This is a genomic window from Streptomyces sp. NPDC006385 (genome assembly GCF_040612485.1).
Classification (GTDB): Bacteria; Actinomycetota; Actinomycetes; order Streptomycetales; family Streptomycetaceae; genus Streptomyces.
The window spans coordinates 14,103-39,328 of sequence record NZ_JBEXQG010000004.1 but is presented as its reverse complement, the minus strand read 5'-3'; the positions used below and the strand labels follow the sequence as shown (position 1 = coordinate 39,328).

At 68.4% G+C, this 25,226-nt stretch carries 27 protein-coding genes and 2 tRNA genes; 11 read left to right on the top strand and 18 right to left on the bottom strand.

Annotation, left to right across the window (positions count from 1 at the left end):
* Positions 1-89 precede the first annotated feature (89 nt).
* Entirely contained in the window at positions 90-1,055 is a 966-nt protein-coding gene (locus tag ABZ078_RS04050) for a YafY family protein (protein WP_356571371.1), read from the top strand.
* Between the two features lie 142 nt (positions 1,056-1,197).
* Here the strand turns inward: ABZ078_RS04050 and ABZ078_RS04045 are convergent, their stop codons facing one another.
* From ABZ078_RS04045 to ABZ078_RS04035, 3 genes are all read right to left on the bottom strand, one after another.
* Positions 1,198-1,911, bottom strand: coding sequence for a TetR family transcriptional regulator (locus ABZ078_RS04045; protein ID WP_356571369.1), 714 nt, complete (start codon positions 1,909-1,911; stop codon positions 1,198-1,200).
* 367 nt (positions 1,912-2,278) lie between these two features.
* Positions 2,279-3,277 (bottom strand): sigma-70 family RNA polymerase sigma factor, encoded by a 999-nt coding sequence (locus tag ABZ078_RS04040; protein ID WP_356571367.1) that lies wholly within the window; start codon positions 3,275-3,277, stop codon positions 2,279-2,281.
* A 397-nt stretch (positions 3,278-3,674) separates the two neighbouring features.
* Entirely contained in the window at positions 3,675-4,460 is a 786-nt protein-coding gene (locus ABZ078_RS04035) for a class III extradiol ring-cleavage dioxygenase (RefSeq protein WP_356571366.1), read from the bottom strand.
* 121 nt (positions 4,461-4,581) lie between these two features.
* Here ABZ078_RS04035 and ABZ078_RS04030 point away from each other — a divergent pair, with 121 nt between their 5' ends.
* On the top strand, positions 4,582-5,124 hold the full coding sequence (locus tag ABZ078_RS04030; RefSeq protein ID WP_356571365.1) for a MarR family transcriptional regulator: 543 nt from the start codon (positions 4,582-4,584) through the stop codon (positions 5,122-5,124).
* Positions 5,125-5,358: 234 nt separating this feature from the next.
* On the opposite strand, the gene ABZ078_RS04025 is transcribed toward ABZ078_RS04030, so the two are convergent.
* Both ABZ078_RS04025 and ABZ078_RS04020 read right to left on the bottom strand, forming a co-directional pair.
* A complete protein-coding gene (locus ABZ078_RS04025) occupies positions 5,359-6,900 on the bottom strand; it encodes an MFS transporter (protein WP_356571364.1) in 1,542 nt (513 codons plus the stop codon).
* A gap of 263 nt (positions 6,901-7,163) precedes the next feature.
* Positions 7,164-7,808: a helix-turn-helix domain-containing protein gene (locus tag ABZ078_RS04020; protein WP_356571363.1), complete on the bottom strand. Its 645-nt coding sequence runs from the start codon at positions 7,806-7,808 to the stop codon at positions 7,164-7,166.
* A gap of 296 nt (positions 7,809-8,104) precedes the next feature.
* Here ABZ078_RS04020 and ABZ078_RS04015 point away from each other — a divergent pair, with 296 nt between their 5' ends.
* Both ABZ078_RS04015 and ABZ078_RS04010 read left to right on the top strand, forming a co-directional pair.
* Positions 8,105-9,385, top strand: a complete 1,281-nt coding sequence (locus ABZ078_RS04015; RefSeq protein WP_356571361.1) for a M6 family metalloprotease domain-containing protein — start codon at positions 8,105-8,107, stop codon at positions 9,383-9,385.
* Positions 9,386-9,550: 165 nt separating this feature from the next.
* Positions 9,551-11,296: an IclR family transcriptional regulator C-terminal domain-containing protein gene (locus ABZ078_RS04010; protein WP_356571359.1), complete on the top strand. Its 1,746-nt coding sequence runs from the start codon at positions 9,551-9,553 to the stop codon at positions 11,294-11,296.
* A 48-nt stretch (positions 11,297-11,344) separates the two neighbouring features.
* Here ABZ078_RS04010 and ABZ078_RS04005 read toward each other — a convergent pair whose 3' ends face one another.
* On the bottom strand, positions 11,345-11,911 hold the full coding sequence (locus tag ABZ078_RS04005) for an NAD(P)H-dependent oxidoreductase (RefSeq protein ID WP_356571692.1): 567 nt from the start codon (positions 11,909-11,911) through the stop codon (positions 11,345-11,347).
* Between the two features lie 375 nt (positions 11,912-12,286).
* Here ABZ078_RS04005 and ABZ078_RS04000 point away from each other — a divergent pair.
* Positions 12,287-12,359, top strand: a tRNA-Arg gene (locus tag ABZ078_RS04000).
* Positions 12,360-12,460: 101 nt separating this feature from the next.
* Here the strand turns inward: ABZ078_RS04000 and ABZ078_RS03995 are convergent.
* From ABZ078_RS03995 to ABZ078_RS03945, 11 genes are all read right to left on the bottom strand, one after another.
* On the bottom strand, positions 12,461-13,597 hold the full coding sequence (locus ABZ078_RS03995) for a tyrosine-type recombinase/integrase (RefSeq protein WP_356571357.1): 1,137 nt from the start codon (positions 13,595-13,597) through the stop codon (positions 12,461-12,463).
* Positions 13,597-13,809 (bottom strand): helix-turn-helix domain-containing protein, encoded by a 213-nt coding sequence (locus ABZ078_RS03990; RefSeq protein ID WP_356571355.1) that lies wholly within the window; start codon positions 13,807-13,809, stop codon positions 13,597-13,599. Before ABZ078_RS03990 ends, ABZ078_RS03995 begins: the two co-directional genes overlap by 1 nt.
* Positions 13,802-15,088, bottom strand: a complete 1,287-nt coding sequence (locus ABZ078_RS03985) for a replication initiator (RefSeq protein ID WP_356571690.1) — start codon at positions 15,086-15,088, stop codon at positions 13,802-13,804. Before ABZ078_RS03985 ends, ABZ078_RS03990 begins: the two co-directional genes overlap by 8 nt.
* Before the next feature lie 158 nt (positions 15,089-15,246).
* Positions 15,247-15,492 carry a SpdD protein gene (locus tag ABZ078_RS03980; RefSeq protein WP_356571688.1) on the bottom strand — a complete coding sequence of 82 codons (246 nt, stop codon included), beginning with the start codon at positions 15,490-15,492 and terminating at the stop codon, positions 15,247-15,249.
* A gap of 25 nt (positions 15,493-15,517) precedes the next feature.
* Positions 15,518-15,712, bottom strand: coding sequence for a hypothetical protein (locus tag ABZ078_RS03975; RefSeq protein WP_099963512.1), 195 nt, complete (start codon positions 15,710-15,712; stop codon positions 15,518-15,520).
* 24 nt (positions 15,713-15,736) lie between these two features.
* A complete protein-coding gene (locus tag ABZ078_RS03970; RefSeq protein WP_356571353.1) occupies positions 15,737-15,922 on the bottom strand; it encodes a mobile element transfer protein in 186 nt (61 codons plus the stop codon).
* Positions 15,922-16,104 (bottom strand): hypothetical protein, encoded by a 183-nt coding sequence (locus ABZ078_RS03965; protein WP_356571351.1) that lies wholly within the window; start codon positions 16,102-16,104, stop codon positions 15,922-15,924. Before ABZ078_RS03965 ends, ABZ078_RS03970 begins: the two co-directional genes overlap by 1 nt.
* Before the next feature lie 20 nt (positions 16,105-16,124).
* Positions 16,125-16,790: a DUF2637 domain-containing protein gene (locus tag ABZ078_RS03960; RefSeq protein ID WP_356571350.1), complete on the bottom strand. Its 666-nt coding sequence runs from the start codon at positions 16,788-16,790 to the stop codon at positions 16,125-16,127.
* A gap of 83 nt (positions 16,791-16,873) precedes the next feature.
* On the bottom strand, positions 16,874-18,250 hold the full coding sequence (locus tag ABZ078_RS03955) for an FtsK/SpoIIIE domain-containing protein (RefSeq protein ID WP_356571348.1): 1,377 nt from the start codon (positions 18,248-18,250) through the stop codon (positions 16,874-16,876).
* On the bottom strand, positions 18,250-18,606 hold the full coding sequence (locus ABZ078_RS03950; RefSeq protein ID WP_055711324.1) for a hypothetical protein: 357 nt from the start codon (positions 18,604-18,606) through the stop codon (positions 18,250-18,252). The genes ABZ078_RS03955 and ABZ078_RS03950 overlap by 1 nt, the downstream gene beginning before the upstream one ends.
* A gap of 169 nt (positions 18,607-18,775) precedes the next feature.
* On the bottom strand, positions 18,776-19,564 hold the full coding sequence (locus ABZ078_RS03945) for a GntR family transcriptional regulator (RefSeq protein ID WP_349349231.1): 789 nt from the start codon (positions 19,562-19,564) through the stop codon (positions 18,776-18,778).
* Between the two features lie 107 nt (positions 19,565-19,671).
* Here ABZ078_RS03945 and ABZ078_RS03940 point away from each other — a divergent pair, with 107 nt between their 5' ends.
* The 5 genes from ABZ078_RS03940 to ABZ078_RS03920 all read left to right on the top strand — a co-directional run bounded on the left by ABZ078_RS03940 (position 19,672) and on the right by ABZ078_RS03920 (position 23,336).
* Complete coding sequence (locus tag ABZ078_RS03940) at positions 19,672-20,079, top strand: NUDIX hydrolase (protein ID WP_356571686.1); 408 nt, start codon at positions 19,672-19,674, stop codon at positions 20,077-20,079.
* Between the two features lie 46 nt (positions 20,080-20,125).
* On the top strand, positions 20,126-20,554 hold the full coding sequence (locus ABZ078_RS03935) for an ATP-binding protein (RefSeq protein WP_356571346.1): 429 nt from the start codon (positions 20,126-20,128) through the stop codon (positions 20,552-20,554).
* On the top strand, positions 20,548-20,940 hold the full coding sequence (locus ABZ078_RS03930; RefSeq protein WP_356571344.1) for a hypothetical protein: 393 nt from the start codon (positions 20,548-20,550) through the stop codon (positions 20,938-20,940). Before ABZ078_RS03935 ends, ABZ078_RS03930 begins: the two co-directional genes overlap by 7 nt.
* Before the next feature lie 384 nt (positions 20,941-21,324).
* On the top strand, positions 21,325-22,392 hold the full coding sequence (locus ABZ078_RS03925) for a DUF262 domain-containing protein (RefSeq protein ID WP_356571342.1): 1,068 nt from the start codon (positions 21,325-21,327) through the stop codon (positions 22,390-22,392).
* Positions 22,393-22,403: 11 nt separating this feature from the next.
* On the top strand, positions 22,404-23,336 hold the full coding sequence (locus ABZ078_RS03920; protein ID WP_356571341.1) for a HEPN domain-containing protein: 933 nt from the start codon (positions 22,404-22,406) through the stop codon (positions 23,334-23,336).
* A gap of 85 nt (positions 23,337-23,421) precedes the next feature.
* Here ABZ078_RS03920 and ABZ078_RS03915 read toward each other — a convergent pair whose 3' ends face one another.
* Positions 23,422-23,967 (bottom strand): hypothetical protein, encoded by a 546-nt coding sequence (locus tag ABZ078_RS03915; RefSeq protein WP_356571339.1) that lies wholly within the window; start codon positions 23,965-23,967, stop codon positions 23,422-23,424.
* Between the two features lie 388 nt (positions 23,968-24,355).
* On the opposite strand from ABZ078_RS03915, the gene ABZ078_RS03910 reads away from it, so the two are divergent.
* Positions 24,356-24,422, top strand: a tRNA-Arg gene (locus ABZ078_RS03910).
* The last annotated feature ends 804 nt before the right edge of the window (positions 24,423-25,226 follow it).

Below are 25,226 nucleotides of genomic sequence, written 5' to 3'. Positions count from 1 at the left end.
CTCGGGCGCTGTCTCGCTTGAGGTCATGGAGGAAAGCTATGAGGCCAGTAGGTCAGATCCCGTCCTAGATGTGCGGCATCCTCGGATCCATGACGACGGATACTCCGGCACGGCTGCTGACCCTTCTCTCCCTTCTTCAGACGCCCCGCGAGTGGCCCGGCGGTGAGCTCGCCGACCGGCTCGGGGTGTCGCGGCGCACGGTGCGGCGGGACATCGACCGGCTGCGGGAGTTGGGGTATCCCGTGCAGGCGACCAAAGGGGCCGACGGTGGCTACCGGCTCGTCGCGGGCAAGGCGATGCCGCCGCTCGTCCTCGACGACGAGGAGGCCGTGGCGATCGCGGTCGGGCTGCGGGCCGGGGCCGGGCACGCGGTCGAGGGGGTGGAGGAGGCGTCGGTGCGGGCGCTGGCGAAGCTGGAGCAGGTGCTGCCGGCGCGGCTGCGGCATCGGGTGTCCACGCTTCAGGCGGCGACGATGCCGCTGACCAGTGGGGACGGGGCGAGTATCGCGCCGGAGACGCTGACGGTGATGGCGTCGAGTGTGGCGGGGCGGGAGCGGTTGCGGTTCGCGTACCGGGCGGGTGACGGGACGGAGTCGCGTCGCTCGACGGAGCCGTATCGGTTGGTGTCGACGGGGCGGCGCTGGTACCTCGTCGCGTATGACCTCGACCGGGACGACTGGCGGACGTTTCGGGTCGACCGGGTGAGTGAGCCGTTCGCCACGGGAGCGCGGTTCGCTCCGCGGGAGTTGCCGACGGGGAGTGCGGCGGAGTATCTGCGGCAGTCGATGTGGCGGCGGCAGGAGACGTACGACTTCTCGGTGACGTTCGGTGCGCCCGCGGAGTTCGTCGCTGCCCGGTTGCCGGGGTGGTTGGGGGCGCCGGAGCCGATCGACGGGGGGCGGCGGTGTCGGCTGCGGGGGGCGGCGGGGGACTCGGTGGAGTGGATGGCGGTGCGGTTGGCGATGGTGGACTGCGAGTTCGTGGTGGAGTCGCCGGAGGAACTCGTGCGGTGTGTGCGGGAGTTGGGTGGGCGGTTGAGTCGGGCGGCCGGGTGAGGTGGGGCGTGCGTCGATGCCTGCGGCGCCTGTGCGGGTTCGTTCGGTGGGGGTGTGCGTAGCGCCTGCGGGTGGGGGCGCGGGGCGGGGCCGTGGGCGACTGCGGGCCCGCGGGGGTACGCGCGGCCTCTCGGTGGCTTCTTTACGCCGGAGGGTCCGTCAAGTTCTGCCACGGGAAGTCCCTCAGGGCCTCCAGGTTGCGCATCGCCAGTGCGGCGGGGCCCTGGGGGCCCTGTGCGGGGGCGGTTCCGTCGGCCCAGGTTTCCACCGCCACGCGTACCGTCGCCGCGGCCACCGCGGCTGCGAAGCGGAGGGCCGGGGACGGGGCCGGGGACGGGGCCGGGGACGAGGGCCGCGCCGGCTCGGCAACGTTGTCGTCCCCGGTTCCGGTGACTCTCTCCGCCAGCACCACCGCCAGAGTCGCCTCCGCCTCGCGGCAGACCTCGGCCCATACCTTTCGCAGGGCCGGGCTGGAGTTGGCCAGGTTGACCAGGGTGCGGACCCACTCCCAGGAGGCCGCGGAGACCGCGGCGCCGGGTGTCAGGGTGTGATGGATCGCGTGTTCCAGGGCCTGGGGGACGGTGAGGTGGGACGGGGCGGTGCGGACGGCCTCGGACCAGCGGTCGGCGCCGGCCGCGTACAGCGGGGCCACCGCCTCCTCCTTCGTGGCGAAGTAGCGGTAGAAGGTACGCGGCGCGACTCCGGCGGCCTGGGCGATGTCCTCGGCTCGGGTGGCCCGCAGGCCCTGCTTCACGAAGAGGCCGGCCGCGGCGCGGGCGATCTCCATACGGGTGGCTGCCTTGCGTCGCTCCGTCAGGGAGAGGGCGGCGGCGGAGGGGCGTGCGGGACTGCTCACGTTCGGCACGGTATGCCTATGTGGCACAATCTGCCATCCGGGTGGGCCACCCCGTGGTTCAGGTACGGGGTGGCCCACCCTTTGGGAAGAAGCTGGAGCCGGGCCCCGGCACCCAGGGGGGATGGGCGCCGAAGCCCGGCTCGGGGGAAGTCCCGGCGCCGGGGGGAGTGCGTCGGGACCTGGTCTGTGGGTTGGTGGTCTCGGGACTCGAACTCGCTTGCCCTGAGGTCTTGTTCCCGGGGTCCTGCCGCTTGAAGCGGCGTTACATCGCCATGTTTGCGCGGTCTTTCGCCACCCGGCGTACGCGGACGGAGCCGATCGCACGCCCCCGGGCGGGCAGCCCTCGCGGGCCGCCCGGGGCCCAAGGTCACGCCGCCGCGTCGAAACCGGTGCTGCGGGCCAGCTTCTTCAGTTCCAGCAGGGCGTGCTTCTCGATCTGGCGGATGCGCTCGCGCGTCAGACCGTGCTCCTTGCCCACCTCGGTCAGGGTGCGCTCGCGGCCGTCCTCGATGCCGTACCGCATCTTGATGATGGACGCCGTGCGCTGGTCGAGGCGGCCGATCAGGTCGTCCAGTTCCTCGCTGCGCAGGAGGGTGAGGACCGACTGCTCCGGGGAGACCGCCGACGTGTCCTCCAGGAGGTCGCCGAACTGGGTCTCGCCCTCGTCGTCCACCGACATGTTGAGGGAGACCGGGTCGCGGGCCCAGTCCAGGACGTCCGAGACGCGCTCCGGGGTCGAGCCGAGCTCGGCGGCGATCTCGGCGGGCTCCGGGTCCCGGCCGTTCTCGCGGTTGAACTCGCGCTGCACGCGGCGGATGCGGCCCAGCTCCTCCACCAGGTGGACGGGGAGCCGGATGGTGCGGGACTGGTCGGCTATCGAGCGGGTGATGGCCTGGCGGATCCACCAGGTCGCGTACGTCGAGAACTTGAAGCCCTTGCGGTAGTCGAACTTCTCCACCGCGCGCACCAGGCCGGCGTTGCCCTCCTGGATGAGGTCGAGGAGGGGCAGGCCGCTGCGCGGGTAGCGGCGGGCCACCGCGACGACCAGGCGGAGGTTGGAGCGGATGAAGACGTCCTTGGCCCGCTCGCCCTCGGCGACCAGGGCTTCCAGTTCCTCGCGGGTGGCGTCCGCCTTGGCCTCCTCGTAACCGTCGAGGACCTGCCTTGCGAACACACCCGCCTCGATGATCTGCGACAGCTCGACCTCTTTGGCGGCGTCGAGAAGCGGCGTACGCGCGATCTCGTCGAGGTACATGCCGACCAGGTCGCGGTCGGCGATCTCGCCGCCATGGGCGCGAACACTGCTTGCCGCGTCGACGGCCTCGCCGGTGGCGGACTGACGACGGGCGACGGCACGGGTTGCCATGCGTGCTCCCTTGCGGTGGGGGTCCCCCACGCCTTCAAGGCAGTGGGGGAGGGCTGGCGGGTGGTTCTTGAACGCTTGGGACTCTTGTCGAGTGCCCGGCATCCGATGGAAACAACGACTGGAATCAGGACAGAATTCCCAACCCGCACCCCTATTTTTCTGATCTTGCAGTACCCTGTCGGACCACACGACGGGCCACGCGTCGTCCGTCACCCAGAGGTGCAGGTCAGACCGGGAGTCGACAGTGACCTCAAGGTCCTCAACGACCTCTGCATCCACGTACGTGAGACACCCGTCACATGCGATGCCGTGGCCTTCGCGCCGGAAAGCGCCGTCCTTGGCCGCCCTCCTACCCGGAAGACGGCCCGCGCCGGCCGATGGTTGCCCGCGAGACCCCTCAGCCGAACTGCACCGACCGCTTCGCCAGTCCCATCCAGAACCCGTCGATCACGGACTTCTGGGCGTCCAGCTCGCCGGCCGCGTCCGCCGCGCCCATGGCCACGAACAGCGGGGCGAAGTGCTCGGTGCGCGGATGGGCGTAGCGGCCGGCCGGGGCCTTGTGGAGGAAGTCCAGCAGTCCGTCCCAGTCGCGGTTCTCCAGCGCCCGGCGGCCCCAGTCGTCGAACTCCACCGACCAGGCGGGGATGCCGCCCTGCCGCAGGGCGGCGAGGTTGTGGGTGAAGAAGCCGGAGCCGACGATCAGCACGCCCTCGTCGCGCAGCGGCGCGAGCTTGCGGCCGATGCCCATGAGCCGCACCGGGTCGAGGGTCGGCATGGAGATCTGCAGGACGGGGATGTCGGCCCCGGGGTACATCTCGACGAGCGGGACGTAGGCGCCGTGGTCGAGGCCGCGGTCCGGGATGTCCTGGACGGGCGTACCGGGGGCGCGCAGCAGCTTGCGTACGGACTCGGCGAGCTCGGGGGCGCCGGGCGCCTCGTACGCCACCTGGTAGTAGTGCTCGGGGAATCCCCAGAAGTCGTAGACGAGAGGGACGGTCTCGGTGGCGCCGATGGCGAGCGGGGCCTCCTCCCAGTGGGCGGAGACCATGAGGATCGCCTTCGGGCGCGGCAGACCGGCGGACCATGCGGCGAGCTCACCGGGCCAGACCGGATCGTCCGCGAGCGGCGGGGCGCCGTGGCTGAGATACAGAGCGGGCATGCGCTCCTGCGTGACGGCGGACATGGCGGTGACTCCCTCCGGAGGGGCGAAGCTCCACTTGCTTCAAATCTAAAGCTTCTTCTGAGTCACGACGGTACGACCAAGTAGTTAAAACTTCAAGGAGAGCTCTCGTACAGTGGAGTACATGAATATGCCATCGACCTCCGGGCCACGCGCGTCCGCGCCCTCGTCCGCAGCGGCCGAGGAACCGCGCTGGCTCACCGCCGAGGAGCAGGGCGTCTGGCGCTCCTACATCGACGCGACCACCCTGCTGGAGGACTATCTGGACCGTCAGCTCCAGCGGGACGCGGGCATGCCGCATGTCTACTACGGCCTCCTGGCCAGGCTGGCCGACGCCCCGCGCCGCCGGCTGCGGATGACCGAGCTGGCGATGTTCGCGAAGATCACCCGCTCCCGCCTCTCGCACGCCGTCGCCCGGCTGGAGAAGAACGGCTGGGTGCGGCGCGAGGACTGCCCCGACGACAAGCGGGGCCAGTTCGCGGTGCTGACCGACGCTGGCATCGAGGTGCTGAAACAGACCGCGCCGGGCCATGTGGAGGCGGTCCGCCAGGCGATCTTCGACCGGCTCACCCCCGAACAGCAGGAGGCCCTCGGCGAGATCATGCGGATCGTCGCCGAGGGCCTGCAGCCGAGCGAAGCGGGTGCGGACCTGCCCTGGCTCCGCTGAACCACTCGTTCAGGGAGCCGGGGCAGGTCCTGAGGCCGTACGTACGGAGCGTCCCCATCCCCGTACGTACGCCTGGTCCCAGGGGGTCCCAGGTCCGAAGGAGGCCCGAGGAGCCCGAGGAGGCCGAGGAGGCCCATGGAGGCCCATGGAGGCCCATGGAGTCTCAAGGGGTCGTCCCAAGGGGCCCCAAGAGGTCGTCCCAAGAGGTACGGCCGGAAGGCCGTCGTCGCCGTCTCAGTGCGCGACGACCGGCACCGGCAGCTCGTCCTCGGCACCCTCCTCGGAAGACGCCACCGTCGCACCGCCCGGGCGTCCGGCGTTGACGAAGGTCAGGGCGATGGCCGCGGCGACCACGAGGATGCCGACGGCGAACCAGATGGCGCTGGTGTAGCCCTGCACCATGCCCTCCAGCTGGACCAGCTGCTGCTGGGACCGGCTGCCGGCACCGGCGATGTGGTCGGCGATGTACGACGTGGTGGCCGAGGCGGCGATCGTGTTCAGCAGGGCCGTACCGATCGCGCCGCCCACCTGCTGCGAGGTGTTGACCATCGCGGAGGCGACACCGGCGTCCTGCGGCTTGACGCCCTGCGTGGACAGGGACATCGCCGGCATGAACGCGGTACCCATGCCCAGGCCGAGCAGCAGCATCGCCGGCAGCAGCAGGGCGGCGTACGAGGAGCCGATCTCCAGCTGGGTCAGCATCAGCATGCCGACGGCGGCCACCAGGAAGCCCGGGCCCATCAGCAGCCGGGGCGCGACCCGGGTCATCAGACGGGTGCCGATCTGGGTGGAACCGGTGATCATGCCCGCGATCATCGGGAGGAAGGCGAAGCCCGTCCTCACCGGCGAGTAGCCCTTCACGATCTGCAGGTAGTAGGTCAGGAACAGGAACAGGCCGAACATCGCGATGATCGCCAGGCCGAGCGAGAGGTACACACCGCCGCGGTTGCGTTCGGTGACCACGCGCAGCGGCAGCAGCGGCGCCTTGACCTTCGACTCGACGAACACGAAGGCCGCGAGCAGGACGGCCGAGGCGACGAACATGGCGACGGTCACGGTGTCGCTCCAGCCGTCGGACTCGGCGCGGGTGAAGCCGTAGACCAGCGCGACCAGGCCGAGGGTGGACAGGATGACACCCGGGATGTCGAGCGAGGAGCGGTTGCGGCCGCCCTCCGGCTCACGGATGACGAGCCAGGCACCGGCCGCGGCGAGCACGGCGAACGGGATGTTGACGAAGAACGTCCAGCGCCAGTCCAGGTACTCGGTGAGGAAGCCACCGAGGATCAGGCCGACGGCGCCGCCACCACCGGCGATCGCGCCGTAGATGCCGAACGCCTTGGCGCGCTCCTTGGCGTCCGTGAACATCACGGCGAGCAGGGAGAGCGCGGCCGGGGCGAGCAGCGCGCCGAAGGCGCCCTGGAGGGCGCGGGCGCCGAACATCATGGCCTCGTTGGTGGCCGCGCCGCCCAGCGCGGAGGCGGCGGCGAAGCCGCCCAGGCCGATGACGAAGGCCCGCTTGCGGCCCCACAGGTCGGCTATCCGGCCGCCGAACAGCAGCAGACCACCGAAGGCGAGGGCGTAGGCCGTGACGACCCATTGGCGGTTGCCGTCCGAGATGCCCAGGTCCTGCTGGGCGGAGGGCAGGGCGATGTTCACGATGGTCGCGTCGAGGACGACCATGAGCTGGGCCAGCGCGATGAAGACGAGCGCTTTCCAGCGGTTGGGGTCGACAGCACCGAGGGTGCTTCTTGCAGCCTTTGCGGCCGTTTCGGACATGGGGGTACCCACTTCGGGACTTCGTGACGGAAAAAGTGAAAGGAAAAGGGACGGCTCGACCGGTGGTGACGGTCGGTGAGTCGAAGAGTCGGTGAGTCTGTGAGTCGGTGAGTCGGTGAGTCGGTGAGTCGGTGAGTCGGTGAGTCGGTGAGTCTGTGAGTCGGTGACTGTTGGGTTACTGACTGCCGTGGTGCTCTGAACTGATCGGTCAGGCGGTCAGGCAGTTGGGGGTCAGGCAGTTGGGCGGTCAGGCAGTTGGGCGGTCAGGCCTGGCGCAGGTCCTCCATGGTCATCGCCGTGCCCGGCAGGGCGGAACGGGCCGGGGCCCGCAGTCCGTCCAGGAACAGCTGGAGATGGCGGTGGACGTAGCGGTCGGCGATGTGGCACCCGGTCCCGGCCGGCGGCCGGCTGAGCTGGGCCGCGGCGAGCAAGACGTCACCGACGTCCACGTCGGGGCGGAGCTGGCCGGCCGCCTTGGCACGGCCCATGATCTCCCCGACGAGTTGCTCGACCCGCTCGCGCGCCGCTTCCAGATCCGGGTGGTGCTTGTCGAACGTGCTCTGGACCATCGGGCACAGCGCGCTGATCCGCTCGTCGGCGGCGGTGTGCACGAAGCGCTCCAGGGCTCCGAAGGCATCCCCGGTCTCCGCGAGCGCGAGTTCGGCCGCCGCCACCGTACGGTCCATGACGGAGCAGACGACCTCGCGGACCAACGCGTCGCGGTCGGGGAAGTTGCGGTACACCGTGGCGTTGCCGACGCCGGCCCGGCGGGCGATGTCGTCCAGCGGCACGTCGGGGCCGAACTCGACGAACAACTCCCGGGCGGCGGTGACGATCCGCTCCCGGTTGCGCAGGGCGTCGGCGCGCGGCCGGGTCGCCTTGCGCGGTATGGGGGTCGCGGTCTGCACGGCGTACTCCTGAGTTCTGGTGAGAGCGATTGAGCTCTGATGAGAGCCATTGAGTTCTGGTGAGGGCGATCCGGGGAAAGTCTCCCCGTTTCGCTCGGACACAGGGCTAAACGGGGAAGGCATCCCCGGTTATTTCCCGCCGCGGCAAAGACCCCATGTGACCCCGGTCACCATCCCCCGCCGAACAACCCACGTTCGGTCTCCTCCAGCGCGCGCCCGCGCATCCCTCGACACAGGGTGATCGAAAGGGTGCAGCGCGCAGTCCGGCGGGCTGCCATGGACTGAGGGGCCCATGCATGCAGCCGAGCCGTCGGATACGCACCCGCCGTGTGGCCGCCCTCGCCTCCGTGACCGCCCTGACCCTGGCGGCCAGCACCTCGGCAGGCACCGGCAGCCACACGGCGGGCATCCCGACGGCGACGGGAGCGGGATCGGCCGCGCTGGCCCGCTCCTCCCCTCTCGGCCCCTGCATGATCAGCGGCCGGCCGGCGGTCCAGATGTCGGAGGGCATACCGACGGTGCGCGGCTACTCCCGGTCCACCGGCACCGTCCGCGCCCTCACCCTGATGGTCGACTTCCCCGACGCGCCGGGCGCCGGCCCCGCGCTCGACCGTTTCGCGGAGTTCTTCCCGCAGACCCAGGAGTGGTTCCGCACCAGCTCCTACGGCCGCCTCGACTACCGCCCCCTGACTCCGATCCGCGACTGGCTGCGCATGCCGAAATCCTTCCGGGCGTACGGCATAGAGCGCGGCGCCCCTTTCGACCCCGGGTACCGGCAGCTGGTCCAGGACATCGTGGCCGCGGCCGATCCCCGGGTGGACTTCCGGTCGTACGACTTCCTGAACGTGCTGGTGACGCCGAACGCCGGCCCGTCGGCCCTGGACACGGTCCTGTCGGTGTCCTTCGCGGGCAACACCGAGGCCCCCGTCGCCGACGGCGTCTCCGTCGCCAACGCGTCCTTCGTCTACTCCCGCCAGGACGACGGCTCCGGCTCCTACCACCGCACCGGCTACCGGGTCCTCCCCCACGAGAACGGCCACGTCTTCGGTCTGCCCGACCTGTACACCGCGGAGGGCGGAGGCGCGGTCGGCCACTGGGACATCATGAGCGAGGACTGGGGGGCCAACAACGACCTGCTCGGCTGGCACAAGTGGAAACTGGGCTGGCTGGACACGGCACAGGTACGGTGCGCGGCCGCGCCCGGGACGTCCGAGTACGCCCTGACACCGCTGGCCCGCGAGGGCGGCCCGAAGCTGGTGTTCATACCGCTGGACCGCCGCAGCGGCTACGCCGTCGAACTGCGCACCCGCGAGGGCAACGACGAGGCCGTGTGCCGTCCCGGCGTCCTGATCTACAAGGTCGACGCCGGGGTGGACACCGGGATGGGCCCGATACGGGTCCACGACGCCCGCCAGGACAGCGGCGGCTGCACCCGCAGCGCGAACGTCCACGCCGAACTCTCGGACGCGACCTTCGCACCGGGCGAGGAGTTCCGGGATGCCAAGCGGGGCGTACGGGTGGCGGTGGTGGGGGTGGATCTGACGGGGGCTTATCGGGTGCGGGTTACTCGGGGGTAGCGGGTGGGGTGGGCGTGGGTGTGGGTGTGGGTGTGGGTCAGTGAGCAGGTGGGCGTGGACACCTGGGGCGTCGGGGGTCGTACGCGCGCGTGGGGCGGCGTCGGCGTGCGCGCACCGTGGGGCGGATTACCGTTAGGGCTGCTGCGACGCCGTACCGGAGAGCCGATGCCCGCGAAGACGACCCTGGACGACCGTGCCGTGCCGGCGGAGGCGGTGACTCCGTTGATCCGGGGCGTCGCGGTGCTGTGGCGGCTGACGGAGGCCGGCGGGACGCTGAGCGCGAGCGGGCTGGAGCGGGCCACCGGACTCGCGCGCTCCACGGTGGACCGGATCGCGTCGACGCTCGCCCGCATGGGATACGTCCGTCTCGACGGCCGCGACGTGGTGCTCGCACCCCGGGTGATGCGACTGGGCAACGCCTACCTGGCCGCCCTGGGCCTGCCCGACCTGCTCTCCTCCCACGCGGACGCGCTCGCCGACGAGTTGGACGAGTCGGTGTCGCTGGCGGTCGGCGACCTCGACGGCATCCGCTTCATCCACCAGGCGACCCGCCGCCGCGCGATGTCCCTCAGCTTCCGCATCGGTGACCTGCTCCCGGCCGAACGCACCGCGCCGGGACCGCTGTTCGCGACGGAGTGGACGCAGGCGCAGTGGCACGCCTGGCGCGAGCGCCGGGCGGCGGACCCGCAGGACCGTGGCTTTCCCGCCGTACCGCCCCGCGAGCACACGTCCCCCGACACGGACGCGGACGGGTGCACGGACGCCGATGCCGATTTCGAGCACCGGGTGGCGCGGGCGCGGACGGACGGCTGGGCGCTGGACGACCAGTTGATCGAGCCGGGCCTGGTCGCCGTGTCCGCGCCCGTCCGGGACCCTCGTGCGGGCGGCCGTATCGCCTGTGTGGCGAGCGTGGTGAGCCACACCAGCCGCCACACCGCCGCGCACCTGCGCGACACGCTCCTCCCCCGCCTGCGCTCGGCGGTGGCCGAGATGGAACGCGAGCTGCGCCAGGCGCCGCAGCCGCGGCCCGGGCCGGCACCGGAGGGCCTGGCGATCTGGACGGGCGCCTCCAAGCAGGAACTGGGCCGGGAGTTCGTCGAGTCGCTGGCGCGCGGACTGACCGTACTGACCGCCTTCGGCGCGGGACGGACCGAGCTGACGCTCACGGATGTGGCACGGGCGACAGGGCTGTCACGCGCCACGGCACGCAGGGCGCTCATCACGTACGAGCATCTGGGCCTGGTACGGCAGTCGGGCAGCCGGGGCTTCGTGCTGACCCCGCGCGTCCTGTCACTGGGCTTCCCACCCCTGTCCCGTACGTCCCTGGCCCAGATCGCCGCCCCGCACCTGGCCGAACTGGCCGACCGCGTCCACGAGTCGGCGGCCCTGGCGGTGCTGACCCCGTCGCGCGAGGAGATCCAGTACACGGCCCGGGCCGCCACCAGCCGCGTGATGAGCGTCAACGTCACGGTGGGCACGCGACTGCCGGCGTACGCGACGTCGATGGGGCGGGTGCTGCTGGCGGATCTCCTGACCGGGGAGGGGCGGTCGGGGACGGAGGGGCGGTCGAGAACGGAAGGCCAGTCGGGTGCGCCGACGGGCCACCTGCGCCCGCTGACCCCTCGTACGACCACGGACCCCACGACTCTGAGGGACGTGCTGGAGGACGTCCGCGTGCGCGGGTACGCCCTGGTGGACGAGGAGTTGGAGGAAGGACTGCGCTCGGTGGCGGTGCCGGTGCGGGACCGGACGGGCCGGGTGGTCGCTGCGGTGAACGTGGCGATGCACGCGGCTCGGCGGTCCGTGGAGGAGTGCGTACGGGACGTGCTGCCGGAGCTGATGGAGACGGCGGGGCGGGTGGAGGGGGATCTGCGGGTGGCGGGGCGGTTCGCGCGGGTCGCGATGTCCTGAGGCTGCCGGGGAGACCGCCGGCGTTCACGGGTCCACGGGCGGGCCGGTTCACCCGTCGTACGGCCGGACGGCACGTCCCTCGCGCAGGGTCAGCCCCCACCAGGCGAGCTGGTCCAGCAGCACGGCGGCGGCCTTGGCGGTGCCGTCCTGGTCGTTCGGGCGGCCCTCGTCGTCGAACTGCTCCCAGGCCATGTGGAAACTGACCGTGTCCCGCAGGGTGACGGCGTGCAGCTCGGCGAAGACCTGCCGGAGCTGCTCCACTGCCCGCTGCCCTCCGGCCATGCCGCCGTAGGAGACGAACCCCACCGGCTTGGCCCGCCACTCCCGGTAGACGTAGTCGATGGCCAGCTTCAGGGCGGCGGGGTAGCCGTGGTTGTACTCGGGCGTGACGACGACGAACCCGTCGAGCCCACCGATGCGCTCGGCCAGGGCCGGCGCGTCGCCCGGGGCGTCGGACGGCTCGAGGGTGAGCTTGAGCTCGTCGACGAGGGCGGGTTCGGACAGGTCGATGACATGCGTCTGCATGTCGTCCCGCCGCCCGATCTCCGCCAAGAACCACCGAGCCACCTTGTCGGCAAACCGCCCCGGCCGCACACTGCCGACGAGGAGGCCGATCTTGAGCGGGGGGTGGGGGTCCTGAGAGTTGTGGGGGTCCTGAGAGTCATGGGGGTTCTGGGGGTCCTGAGAGTCCTGGGGTGTCTGGGGGGCGGGGGTTACGAGGGTGCGCGGGGTCTGGGGCATGGGTGAGCCTCGATTCGGGGTTGAGTGGTGCGCGCTTGGCTTCGCGGTTCGCGTTTCGCCGCTCGCGGTCCGCCCGTGGGCGGGGTCCGCGCAAGCAACGTAAAATCTCAAGTCAACTTGAGGTCAAGGCGCCATCCGAGGACACAGGAACCCGGGGCCGACCGGGCAGGGCCACCAAGGCACGTCCCGATCACCGACAACCGGGGCGAACGACGAGAGACGAATCCGCTACGCTGTCAGGGCACCTTTGCCTTCGTAGCTCAGGGGATAGAGCACCGCTCTCCTAAAGCGGGTGTCGCAGGTTCGAATCCTGCCGGGGGCACAGCAAAAGGGCCAGCTCAGGAGGGTTTCCTCCCAGGCTGGCCCTTCGTCGTATTCGAGGGCGTGCCACACGCGTGCCACTAATGCCACGCGGATGCCACATCACTCCTGACCGGTGGCCTCTCCCCCGCTCTCGCGAATCATGGTCCCGAGCCGATCGGCGATGGCCCGGTCACGGTCACTGGTCATGTGCTGGTAGATCAGCGCGGCCCGTGAGCTGCTGTGGCCCATGCGGGTCATCAGCTCACGGGTGCTGGCCCCGGCCGTCGAGGCCAGCGTGTTGCCCGTGTGCCGCAGATCATGGAAGTGCAGCTCGGCCGTGACGCCCGCAGCCGTCCGGGCCTTGACCCAGTCATCGCGGAAGTTGCTCCGTCGCAGTTGCCCGCCCTGCGGCCCAACGAAGACGTGCCCGTCACGGCCGGGACCGGCGAAGTGCTCCAGGTGGTGCGTGACGGCGTCGAGCAGTTCGGCCGGGAAGGAGACGGTACGCACCCCGGCTGCAGACTTCGGTGCCTTGTCGAAAAGGCGACCGCTCTGCAACTCAGCCTGAGCGCGGCGAACAGTGAGGGCCAGCCCCTCCAAGTCGATGTCCCGACGCCGTAGGGCCGCCAGCTCCCCGAACCGCAGCGTGGTGAAGGCCGCCAGGAGCACGAGCAGCCGGTAGCGCGGCGCGATGGAGTCGGCGACGGCGAAGACCTCAGGGACGGTGAGGACCGGCCGCTCGGGTACGTCGTAGCGATCCGCCCCCTTGACGCGGCACGGATTGCGCCGGATCAGCTCATCATCCACGGCGGTGTTCATCAGGGCCCGCAGCAGTTGGTAAGCCTTGACGACCGTCGGCTCCCCGACGCCGGCCGCCAGGAGCCTGCCGCGCCAGCTGCGTACCCGAGTCGTCGTCACGTCGGCCACGGATCCGGCCCCGAAGGTAGGCAGGATGTGCAGCCGCATCACCGACTCGTTCCGCTCTCGGGTGCGGTCGGCGAGTCTCCGGTCCCGAAGCCATGCGGTGGCGTACTCCTCGAAGTTGACCGTTCCGGCGTTCGGGTCTGCCCACTGCCCGCGCGTGATGTCGGACTCGATGTGCGTGAGGGCGACTTGGGCGTCACTCTTGGTCGGATACGTCTTCTCGGCCGGGCGAAGTTGGCCCGTCTCAGGGTCGCGGTAGCGTACCTGCCAGCGGCCGGACGGAAGCTGCCGGACCGACCCGAAGCTTCTACGCCTCCCCTTCTTGTTGGCCATCAGGCGACCCTCCTCAGCGAGCCACGCCGGTCTCCGATGGGCTGCACTGTGTGAGCCTCGATGAAGGCGCTCAGTGCGCTCTCAGGTATGCGGACGTGTCGGCCGACCTTGACGAACTTGATGCGCCGCTCAGCGATCAGTCGGCGCGGGAAGCGTTCCGTGGTGCCGAGGTAGTCAGCCACCTGCGCCACTGTGAGGTAGCGGTCAACCACGGGTGGGCTCTCCTTCCGTTCCGGGGGCGGGTTCGAGGGATGTGGCAAGCCAGGCTTCGGTGTCGGTCAGGCCGGTTCCGGCGAAGACCCAGTGCGTGAGGACGTACGTCGTGGCGTTCTCGCGCTCAGGCTGGGTGGCAGCGGCTTGGGCGCGGCGCCATTGGGCGCGGGCGTCGCGGAGGGCGCCGAGGGTGGTTGAGTAGCGGCGGGACTTGGTCGAGAAGTGGCCGCGGAAGCCGAGCATGTGAGCCCAGGCACGCAGGCGGAGGTGTTCGAGGTCCTTGCGGGCGCCGAGGGTCCAGGCGGTCCGGATGAGGCTGCGGGCGTGGTCGCTGATGTCGAGCTGGGCCAGCTCGGCAGCGAACTTCAACGGCCGGTCGAGAGCTCCCGTCGCGGTCTCAGCGCCCTTGGTGGCGTACTTGGCGATGTACGCGGCGACAGCGCGCTCGGTCAGTTCCTGACCGTCGTTGAAGTCGGCGGATCGGATGGTGCGGACGTCGAGTTGGCGGCCGAAGACGAAGGTGTGGGCGTGGCCGTCGATGACCGGGCCGTCCACGCGGACCTTGGCGGCAGCCGCCTCGATGGCGTCGGTCAGCAGCTCTGCCGTAGCCCAGGCGGGCGGTGGGGTGTCGCCGCCGGTGGGGCCGTCGAGGCGGATGACGGCGTGGAAGTGGACGGCGCCGCGCTTTTGGTACTCGGCGACCTTGGCGAAGGACACGCGGGCGTGGTCGCGGAAGCGGCGTTGTGACAGGCCGGCGCGCTTGGCGACTTCCCGGCGGAGGTAGGTGGAGAAGCGCCGCCACAAGGGTCCGGCGTGGGCGTTCCAGAGGACGGCGGCTTCGTAGTCGTAGGTGTCGGGGTCGAGTGGGGTGCCGAGGGTCTCGTCGTCCTGGTCGTGGTGGGTGCCGCAGCGGCAGGGGCGTCCGCTGGAGGGGCGGTTGTGGACCGGGCCGAAGCTCGGGGCGGTGAAGGTGGCGAAGACGCGCGGGTGGGCGCCGACGTGTTCGGGGGTGCCCTTGCCGCCGCGCAGGCCCGAGGTGATCAGGTGGAAGGTGTCGCGGCGGTAGACCTCTGCGCAGGCCGGGCAGCGGGTGGTGCGGCGGTTGTTGCAGCGGACGAGGAGGTTCCCGGCCGGGAGGTCGGTGGAGTCGAGGTGCTGAAGGACGCGGCCGAACTCGCCGGTGGTGGTGTCGATGTCGTACTCGGTGCGGTGGCCGTCGAGGCGGATCGGGTGGGTGCAGCCGCCGAGGCCGGAGAGCTGGCGGAGGATACCGGGCAGAGTGCCGTGCTCGGCGAGCTTCGTGAGTTCCGGGAGCGGGGGCGGGGTGGTGCGGGTGAAGATGGCGACTCTCCTTCTGACTGGCTCGGTCAGGAGTTGTGGCCCCGGGGGCGGCAGATGCTTGGTCGTGTGTGCCGCCCCAGGTGCTCGGCGTGCTGTCAGCGCCGGCTGTGCTCGCGGAGCAGGGAGCGCAGGACCACGGCCGCGATGGCCACGGAGATGGCCGAGACGGCGACGGCGGCCAGGAGCGCGGTGAGGACGACACCGCCCACGACCACGGCCGCCACCACGGCGGGGCTGACGTGAAGCGCTGGGACCGTGCGATGTACCGGCGCCGGGTCGGCCGGCGTGTGGATGTGCGCGGGCGGCGGCGTGGGGTTGTGGGGGTACTTGGGCAGGAACACGGTCACGATCTCCTCATCTACTCGTCTAGGCATGTGAGCCGTTTATGACGTCCACGCCGGTACGCGTGCCGGACTCGATGGCGGGGGCGAGGAAGGTCTGCGAGAGCCAGAAGCCGAAGAGGGCGATCAGGACGACGACCCAGGTGCGGACGCCGAGGAACTTGACCGCGCCCCAGGCGAAGAGGCCGAGGACGACGACGAGCGGCAGGCTGACGGTCACGGTGTACGGGGTCCTTTCGGCGGATCAGCGGACGGGGCAGCGGTGGGTGCGTGCGGCCAGCTCGGCGGCGGCGCGGCTGTCGTAGTCGGCGGAGAAGCCGCAGCGCGGGGCCGTACAGACGGCGGTGTGCTTCTCGCGGCCCCGGCTGTCGTAGGAGCTGGCGACCTGGACGGGGCCGATGCGGGTGACGTTGCGGAAGCGGCGGGACATCAGCGGGCGTCCTCTCCGGTGAAGTCGTGGGCGTGGTCGGTGAGCCACTGTTCGATCTCTCGGTGTTCGTTGGGGGTGGCCCGCTTGATTGCGGCTTCGGCGAGGGCCACGGCGTCCACGAGCCGGTTGTCGCGGGTCAGCTCGGCGGAGCGCTCCAGGGCCGACTGGATAGAGGGGCGCATGGTGTTGGTCTCCTCGTCTGTCAGGTGAGTTGGGCGGCGATGGCTTCGGCCATGGGTGTGGGGACGCCGAGGCGGGCGCGGAGGGTGGGGGTGTCGATGGGTGTTCCGGTGCGGGTGTGGTGTTCGGCGGCGACCTTGCGGGCGTGTTCGACGAGGGCGGCCGGGACGGCGACGGCGGGGCGCTCGGGCGGCGGTGGCTCGATGGCCGGTGGTGTCGGCGACAGCTCCGGCGGTTCCTCCGAGTCGAGTTCGGGCGTTGGTTCGGCGGCGTCCTCCTGGTCCACCGCGTCGTCTGTGTCTTCGGCGTTCTCGTTGGCCGGTGTCGGTGCGGTGTGGGCAAGGAGGGTTCCGCCGAGGAAGGCGACGGCGGGCCAGCCCGCGACGAGGATGCGCAGCCAGGCCGGTACGTCGTTCATGTCGAGGAGGCCGGCGGTGGCGACGTTGGCGCCGAGGGAGGCGGCGAGGGCGATGACGAACCAGCACCACCCGGCCGTTTTCGCCTCACCGGAGCGCAGTCGGCGCCAGGCGGCGACGAGCAGCAGGTCGACCGAGACGGGGTAGGCCCACGCTTTCCATCCGTTCTGTCCGGCCGCAGAGGCGATGTCGTGCAGGTGGGCGAAGGACAGCGCGGCGGCGATGAGCGCCTGGACGAGCACCGCGTCGACACGGGCCAGTTGGGCGCGCATGGAGCGGCTCCTTTTCGGGTTCAGGCATGGCAGGGGTAGGGAATTGGCGCGAGACGGTCATGCCGACCGCAGTGAGGCGAGGCTCAGTCGGTCACCGGGCGCGGCTGCACCACCGGGGTCGGGGACTCGACGGGCCGTGCAGGTACGTAGGGCCGGAACGGCTTGAGCGCGGGCAGGTCAGGTACCAGGTGGGCCGAGTCCCGGCAGATCCCAGCGGCGTCGCCGAGGGACAGGTACGGCGTGCGAATGCGCGACCAGCCGCCCGAGGTGTCACCGGCCACGGCCAGGCCCGGCAGCTCGGGAGCGATGGTGCAGGCAGCGAGGACCGCTTCGGGGGCGATGTCGCCGAGGGCCATCTTCGCGGAGGCTTCGTCGTTGACTCGGTGGCAGACCCGGCCGGTGAGCTGGGCGCGGAGCATGGTGGCGCCCTTGCCCAGTTCGGCGCCGAAGCGCTGCCCGCACACTTCCAGGTAGATGCCGGCGGCGCGGCCGAGTTGGGCGAGGCGGATGAGTTGGGTGACCATCTCGTCCCGGCGTTCCTCGTCCTTCTTGGTGGCGATGAGGAAGAGTTCGGCCACCTCGTCGACGAACAGCACGATCGGTACGGGGCGTTCGCTCTCGGGCAGGCCCCAGACGTCTGACGTGATCTCCTCGTCCGGGGTGTCCGGGGCGATGCCTTGCCGGGCCTTGATCAGGTCGTAGCGGTCCTCCATTTCCTTGACGAGCACGGGCAGCAGTTCGGCCGCCTGCTCGGGATCGGTGGCGAGGGCGGAGAGCCGGGAGGCGAACGGCGCCAGCTCCACACCCCGCTTGCAGTCGATGCCGACCAGCGCGACGGGTTGCCGGGCGAGCCCGGTGATCAGGTGACGCAGGTACATGGACTTCCCCGACAGCGTGGCGCCGAGGGTGAGCTGATGGGGAATGGTGCGGTAGTCGCGGACGAACGGGGTCGCGTCCTCCCGCAGTGCCACAGGGATCTTGAGGAACTCGGCGGCGGTCTTGCGGGGCATCCGCACGTTGCGCAGCACGTCGAAGCCGACGAGCCGCAGTTCGACCACGCCCGGCTTGACCGTCGTCACGTACACGGCGTGAACGCCCCAGGCATGCCGCAGCCGCTCGGCGGAGGCGGCGACGTCCGCCGGTTCCTGGCCCGGAGCGAGTCGGAGGCGAAGTCGCAGCCCGGTCGAGGTGGGCCGGATGATCCCCCGGCGAGGCGGTACCGGCCGGACCTCCCTGCGGGTGGTGGCTTTGACGGCGAGGACCCGCAGCCGGGACGGCGCCACGGTCAGCCCGCATGCCTCCATGACCGAGCTGTAGGAGCCGAGGAGTCGGGCGGTGGATATGGGCAGGCCGACCGTGGGCCAGTACACGCGGGGGTGCTTGGCTCGGGCGTAGGCGGCCCCGCCGCCGAGTACGGCGACAGGACCACCCACCTCCAGAAGTGTCACCAGGTCGCTCATCAGGCGGTGGCTCCCATGGCGGCCGGGAAGGCGGCAGGAGTCACGGCGGCGGCGCGGAAGGCGATGCCGTGACGCTGCTGCCCGTTGAACACCGACTCCCACGGCCGGGCGACCAGCCCCGGCAGCGCGACCGGCGCCCCCAGCGCCAGCCCTTCTGCCACACCGCCCTCGGGCACGGTGACCTTGATCAGCGACGACTCGCCGTCCTCGATGTAGACGACGCCGATCGTCATCAGCGCCTCACCGCTGACGGCGTCCTTGGCGATCTCGCCCGTCTGCCGGTCCCGGACCTTGGGCTCGGGAGCCTCGGTCAGCAGGATCGTGGCGGCAGAGGTCTCAACACGGATGGTGCGCAAGGCAACTTCCCCTATCTACTCGTCTAGACAAGATGCGTCCGGCGAACCCGATCTCCGGGATCACGCGAACGACTCTGCCACACCACTTGCCCACTCGTCTATACGAGTATGCCTGTTGGGGTGTACGAGTCGGAGACGCGTCCCCCGCGCACCACCGCAAACCACCCGATTACGTCGCCGGAAGTTGGTACGACAGCACGTACGCATCCGCCGCCATCACCGTGTCGCAGACCTCAACGGCCCGCCCCTCGGTGTCGAAGGCAGTGCGGATCAGGTGGATGACCGGCACACCGGAGGCCAGCCGCAGCGTCTTCACCTCGGCAGGCGAGGGCATCCGGGCCCGGATCTCCTCCTCGAAGTGGTCAAGACGATGACCCAGCTCCTCAAGACGGGCGTAGATGCCGCCGGGGCCGGGGTTGGGCTCGGCGATCGGCGTCCCGCGCGCGATGTCGAGGGGGAGATAGGACGTGGCGAACTCGACCGGACGGCCGTCGAGCAGATACCGCCGCCGCCGAGCCAGCACCCGACGCACGGACCCGAGCCGGGCCGAGACGTCCTGACTGGCCTTCTCTTCCTTGACCTCAAGACTGTCGACCTGGGGGTGACTGCCGGCGGCGTTCGCTTCGACGATGAAGGCAGACTTGCCCTGCTCGCGGTGGCGCCGGGCGAACCGGTCGGAGGCGAGACGCCGCACAGGTGGCCGTGGTCGCACGAAGACGCCCTTGCCGTGCTCGGCGTGCACGAGCCCTTCGCCCTGGAGGACGGAGAAGGAGTTGCGGACCGTCATCCGGGATACCCCGTAGTGATCGACAAGTTCCGCTTCAGAGGGCAGCTTCTCGCCCTCCTTGAACCGCCCACGGTCGATGGCCTCGCGCAGCTGGTCGGCGATCTGCCGAAAGACCGCACGATCGCTCGTGGGGTCGAGATCGCCGAGGAGGCCGGAAGGAAGAGAGGGCACGTGTACTCCTTTAGATATCTAGACGAGTGGGCGTTTGTTGTTGCTACGGTGGAGAGCCTAGCCAGCCGAGAGGGCCGAGGAACGTGAGCACCGACCGTCCGCACTCCGTGAGCGTCGCCGGAGTCATCGTCGACGACCAGGGCCGTGCCCTCTTGATCAAGCGCCGCGACAACGGCCACTGGGAGCCGCCGGGCGGAGTCCTCGAACGCGAGGAAACCATCCCGGAAGCCCTCCAGCGCGAGGTCCTCGAAGAGACCGGCATCAAGATCGCGCTTCCCGCGACCCTGACCGGTGTCTACAAGAACATGACCGGGTTGATCGTCTCGCTGGTCTTCCGATGTGAGGCGGCCGACGGCACGCCGACCACCGGAGACGAGACCCGCGCACTGCGCTGGGCCACCCGCGAAGAAGTCACCGAGCTTGCCGACGAGGCATACGCGATCCGCGTCCTGGACGCACTCGACCCAGCATCCCCGCCGGCCATCCGCGCCCACGACGGCGTGAAACTCGTCTAGCCCGAACCCGCTGCACATGGCGGCCTACCAGCACGAAGGAACTTGTATGCACGAGTATACGAGCACCGCCCGCGTCTGGGGACTCACTTGCCCAGGTTTTCCCGAAGAGGTGAGCCGGGCCCGCCGCTGGACACGCGACATCCTGCGCGGATCTCCCTTGGCAGACGACGCCGAGCTGATCGTGAGCGAGCTGAGCGCGAACGCGATCCTCCACACGGCCAGCGGCCTGGAGACGGGCAGCTTCCACCTGGCCCTAGCGGTGACCCGGAACGTGATCGCCTTGTCAGTGACGGACGGAGGAGGCACCGGTACGGCCCCGAAGGTTGAGCACCAGGACGACGAGGCCGAACACGGCCGGGGCCTGGGCATGGTCACCGCACTCGCCCACCGAGTCGCCATCCACGGCAGCAAGACCGGATACACGGTCACCGCGGAACTGTTCACCGGGAGCCGACCGGGAGACCGCCTGTGCTGAAGGACGAGGCCCGCCGCGGCTACTGGTGCGAGTGCTGGACCGAAGACCTCAACGGAGAGGGCGGGCTGGAGCTCCGGGGGTCGTTCGACGCCTACTCGGCTCCACAGGCGGACAGATGGGTGGCCGTCGCGCTCCGCACGATCTCACCGGCATTCGACCCGGACACATCCACCCAGGCGTGGGAGTGGCTGCACGACGGCCGCATAGAGACCCGCCGAGCCCTCCTGCGCTGCGAGCCCTGCACGGTGTCCATCACCCACGCCACGACCCGCATCACCTGGACGATCCGACCGGTGATCTTCCTGCCCCTCGCACACCGCCAAGGCAGGGAACTGCCGTCCTGCGCGTACGACTTCAAGCCCCGACCGCAACAGCAGACCGACTGAGTTACAACTTTCTTTACTGGTTCAAGGCGGCTCGCTCCGCTCACCGCGCGCGGCCCGGCCCCCGGCCGGGCCTGCGCTCCTGCCTCCGTCCCGCTCCAGCCCGGCCGACGCCCGCGCCGCGCTCAGAGCAATCAGCCAATTGCCCTCTAAGAGCAGTGCCTCCGGTGGGGGCGCTCTGACTCCGGGATGGAGAGAGTGCCGCAAGCGATTGCCGGCCGAGCGTGGTGAGGCGCACCAGCCGGACGCGAAGGCGTGAGGAGGCGCCATGCGCCTCGAGCGCAGAGCAGACCGTCGAATCGGCAGACACGTGTCCTATCAGTGAGGCATGATCGAGGAACGTGTCCATCATGGGCGCGTGCGCACTACGACCTATTGGAAGAGGTAATGAGTACCGAGTCAGAGATCGTCGAGAAGTTCAAGAGCGCACAGAACGCGCTCGTGATCCAGGCATCGGACCTTTCCCTCGAGACTATTGCAACTATGGCAGATAGCGGAGCAATTGACGTTGCTCCGCTTTTTCAGCGTCGAGAGCGCTGGGATGTGCGGCGTCAGTCTGCGTTGATTGAGTCGTTCCTTTTGAACGTTCCTGTACCTCCCGTATACCTATCCGAAGATGATTACGGCAGCTACTCCGTGATCGACGGAAAACAGCGCATCACAGCCGTACGCGATTTCATGTCCGGGACGTTCGCACTGAGCTCCCTCACACGCTTTCCCGAGATCAACGGCCTGAGATTTGCCGAACTTCCTGGGCAGTTGCAGAATTCCCTAAAGGTCCGACCTTACATCCGAGCCATCACCATCCTGAGGCAGTCGGACCGGGGGACGAAGTATGAAGTGTTCCATCGCCTGAATTCCGGCGGCGAACCTCTTAATGCACAAGAAATCAGGAACGTCATTTACCGGGGTCCACTGAACGACCTAATCATGGAATTGGCGAATTCCGCATTTCTTCGTAAGCAACTGAAGATCCGGGACGAAAAGTCTTCAGCATATAATCTGATGGCAGATGCCGAGTTTGTACTCAGGTACTTCATGTTGCTTGAGGCTTGGCGATCGTTCTCCGGAGATTATCGAATCTCCATGGATAAATACATGGAGAAGCACGGCCAAGCGAAGCAAGGCGAGATTGATACACTTCGCAATTCATTTGAGCGCTCACTGCTCGCATGCCAAAAAATTTGGGGCGAATACGCCTTCAAGCGACCTGAGGGTGCAAGCTGGCGAGACCAGATGCTGGCAGGAATGTACGACGCTCAGATGATTGCCGTGAGCATGGCAGACGATAAGAGGATCGCAACCCTCGTTGCCCGCAGAGAGGACGTAATCCAGGGCACTCGCGACTTGTTCAACGATTCCGAATTCGAGACGGCAGTCAGAGTGGCAACTAATACTGCATCTCGAGTAGTGCATCGAGTTGAATCTGTGTGGAATCTGATCTCATCGTTCTAGAGGGAGAATCGATGTCTTCCCGCGACTCCTTCATCGAACGCATTGAGACAATTCGAAGCGCATCAAATGACGCGTATCTCGTGGACCGCATTCTGACAGATACAGAGCACAATGCTCGCGCGCGCCTACTCAGAAACGGCCTGATGGTCGTGGCCTTTACGTCTCTCGAAGACTTCATTCGCGCACGGACGAAAGACTTGTTGGACTTCATCAGTCGGACAGTTATCCCTTTCCCCAAGCTGCCTCAGGGTCTCAAAGAGGCTGCCACCATGGGCGCGATGAAGGCGGCTAGAGACAGAGCGCAGATGGCAAAAAGCGCCGGCGACGACCATCTGGCGCTACTGCAAGAGGCAGCTTCTCAGATTGCAAGCACCGCCGGCGGTTCTCTACAGATCAGCAGATTCAGCTTGGGGTACTCTGGTTCGAATGTCAGCAGCGCCGAAATTTCAGGAATTCTTACTGCGCTCAACGTTCAAGACGCCTGGAACGAAATCAGCATAATTGCACGGCGGTGTGGTGCGGGGAGTATGCCTCTAAAGCCAGCATACGATCAAGCTATGCGCCTTAGGCACGAAGCCGCGCATAAGCCCGACGCAAATATTCAGCCACTCGATCTTCAGGAGTTCTGTTCCCAAGCTCTGGCCATTGCTCTAGGGTTCGATATTGTGGCCAGCAGAGCTGCTAAGTTGATTCGCGACGGCGACCAAGACATCCTGCTAGGAAAGATCAAGGTATCTCAAAATTGCACAATCAGGTTCCTCGACGCTGAAACGAGAGGCTACGTAGAACGCCGAGAACATGCGGGTCGCGCCGTGAAGGTGACGAAAGAGGAAGACGCAGCCTTGGTCGCTGCTGTAGCCAATGCGACTCGGGCGGGGGAACCTCTTGTTCGACGTGACCTTAGTTCACTTCCAGTGCAGTGGTTGATTACAGACGGAACCTAAATACCGCCCGGGAACCGTCGGGCCGCAGCGGGCCTGCGGTTCGAAGTTTGCGGCCGTGACATCGACACTGCATCAGGCGCCCACGTCAACTCAATTCCATGTTGAGTATTGTAGAAGCGCGTCCCCCGAATCTGGAGATGACGCCACCTGATTCAGCGCGAGCTTGCTTGTACTCTTCCTCGTCTTCTTCCTCCCATCTGAACGCAATCCCAGCCTTAGTTAGAACCTGCCATTCTTCGTCCAAGGCCTGAATCACGGGACTCGTCAGAATCGCTAGCTCAAGCGGACCCGCCAGCATCAGATCAGTGGACTGAACCTGTAGATCTTTCAAACGATCACTGAGGGCGGTACTTTCTTCGAAAGCCTCAAGCCACGTCTCAGGACTCGCCTGATCTAGTTTGAGCTTGACCAGCTTGAGCATGAAAAGGTCGAGATCTCGCTCGATCTCTGAAATATGCCACAAAAAGTCCCGATACGCTTGCCTGCGTTCTGATCGGACTGTCTTTCTATGCTCCAGTTTCGCCTGATCGCGTATTTGGTGCCGGGCCGCGAAATATGCCAAAAAGCCAGTACCCAGCGTTCCGGCAACACCTACACATGCTCCGAGCACCGCAGCAGTCCCCTGATCCACTCATGCATCGTGCCCGTGTAGGCGACTCACACGCCATCAGTTGGCGGAATATGGCTTGTCTCCATGGCCTGGCCGACGGGACTGCTCCCGTCGACAGCTACACCATGGCTGAAGTCGGTGGGGGTACAGCGAGGCATACGCGTGCGTGGTCGGCCGACGCACCCGCCGTCGTGGCTTGCTCTCGTCGACGGCACTAGCAGCGTGGTGAAGGCCGGTGGGGGTGCAGCGAGACATACGCGCGCCTGGTCGGTCGACGTACCCGCCGTCGTGGCTGGCTGTCGTCGGCTGAGGTTCGTGCCACTACCGTGCCAGATGCAGCGGTCAGCCACGGTCAACAAGAGTGCCTGAAGGTTGAGTTGCTGGGCAACTCAACAGTCCTCGAAGTCCCAGGTCACCGGTATGACAGCCCAGCCTCTCTCCTAAAGCGGGTGTCGCAGGTTCGAATCCTGCCGGGGGCACAACGCATTACCGCTCTGACCTGGGGTTTCTGCCCCGGGGAGGGGCTCTACTCGGCCTCGGACTCCTCGTCCGGGGCCCATTGCGTGAGCGGTGCGTGAGCGGACGGATCGCCACCTCCCTGCCCTTCTCCGCATCGATCAGCACCACCTAGCACAGGCTCTACCTCGCATTCTTGGGCGCCGCCGGGCTCCGATTTGGCTTCGGTGCCTTCGGCGTCCCTTGCCGGACGCGATGAGGGACGAGACACGCAGCAGCCTCGGCAATCACCAGATCAGTCTCCGGCAACAGGCTCGTATAGGTGTCCTCCATGATGCCTTCCAGGCCGACCTCGGCCAGGTGCGCCAGCGCCGCGGCACCGCATCGCAGAGCCCGACAGGGCGGTGATGCTTACCGACGCGGCGAAGCCAGCACCAGCTCCCTTCCCCAAGCCAGCCCCTGCTGACCAGACACGTTCGCCTGTCTCGCGGCGCTGCCCCGCCCTGCCAGCCAGCCACCGGCACAGTCCTTGCCCACCCGCAACCCGAGGATGAACCCTCGGCCGCATCGACGACCAGACCGCGGCACCGCATCACATCACGAACGCCAGCCCTTCGCCGCCATCGGCGGGTCCCGCAGTTGCCCATGCTCTCGGCGGCAGTCCGACTGATAGAGAGTCACATTAGTTACAGCATCAACTCGTTGCACACAATGTAGCCGCCTCGCTACCCTTGGCACCGAGCGACTTGTTCGATGACTTCGCGCTATGACGGATCAGCTTCCTCGGCTTGTGCTTGACCGGGTCGAGCAGCGGAACCGTCTTA

Bases quoted from the DNA above. Each gene is read 5' to 3' on its own strand.
- ABZ078_RS03995 (WP_356571357.1), bottom strand. From the start codon at position 13,597: ATGGCCAACAAGAAGGGGAGGCGTAGAAGCTTCGGGTCGGTCCGGCAG.
- ABZ078_RS04015 (WP_356571361.1), top strand. From the start codon at position 8,105: ATGCAGCCGAGCCGTCGGATACGCACCCGCCGTGTGGCCGCCCTCGCC.
- ABZ078_RS04040 (WP_356571367.1), bottom strand. From the start codon at position 3,277: ATGGCAACCCGTGCCGTCGCCCGTCGTCAGTCCGCCACCGGCGAGGCC.
- ABZ078_RS04035 (WP_356571366.1), bottom strand. From the start codon at position 4,460: ATGTCCGCCGTCACGCAGGAGCGCATGCCCGCTCTGTATCTCAGCCAC.
- ABZ078_RS04025 (WP_356571364.1), bottom strand. From the start codon at position 6,900: ATGTCCGAAACGGCCGCAAAGGCTGCAAGAAGCACCCTCGGTGCTGTC.
- ABZ078_RS04010 (WP_356571359.1), top strand. From the start codon at position 9,551: ATGCCCGCGAAGACGACCCTGGACGACCGTGCCGTGCCGGCGGAGGCG.
- ABZ078_RS03965 (WP_356571351.1), bottom strand. From the start codon at position 16,104: ATGCGCCCCTCTATCCAGTCGGCCCTGGAGCGCTCCGCCGAGCTGACC.
- ABZ078_RS04030 (WP_356571365.1), top strand. From the start codon at position 4,582: ATGAATATGCCATCGACCTCCGGGCCACGCGCGTCCGCGCCCTCGTCC.
- ABZ078_RS03970 (WP_356571353.1), bottom strand. From the start codon at position 15,922: ATGTCCCGCCGCTTCCGCAACGTCACCCGCATCGGCCCCGTCCAGGTC.
- ABZ078_RS03935 (WP_356571346.1), top strand. From the start codon at position 20,126: ATGCACGAGTATACGAGCACCGCCCGCGTCTGGGGACTCACTTGCCCA.
- ABZ078_RS03925 (WP_356571342.1), top strand. From the start codon at position 21,325: ATGAGTACCGAGTCAGAGATCGTCGAGAAGTTCAAGAGCGCACAGAAC.
- ABZ078_RS03960 (WP_356571350.1), bottom strand. From the start codon at position 16,790: ATGCGCGCCCAACTGGCCCGTGTCGACGCGGTGCTCGTCCAGGCGCTC.
- ABZ078_RS04050 (WP_356571371.1), top strand. From the start codon at position 90: ATGACGACGGATACTCCGGCACGGCTGCTGACCCTTCTCTCCCTTCTT.
- ABZ078_RS03920 (WP_356571341.1), top strand. From the start codon at position 22,404: ATGTCTTCCCGCGACTCCTTCATCGAACGCATTGAGACAATTCGAAGC.
- ABZ078_RS03955 (WP_356571348.1), bottom strand. From the start codon at position 18,250: ATGAGCGACCTGGTGACACTTCTGGAGGTGGGTGGTCCTGTCGCCGTA.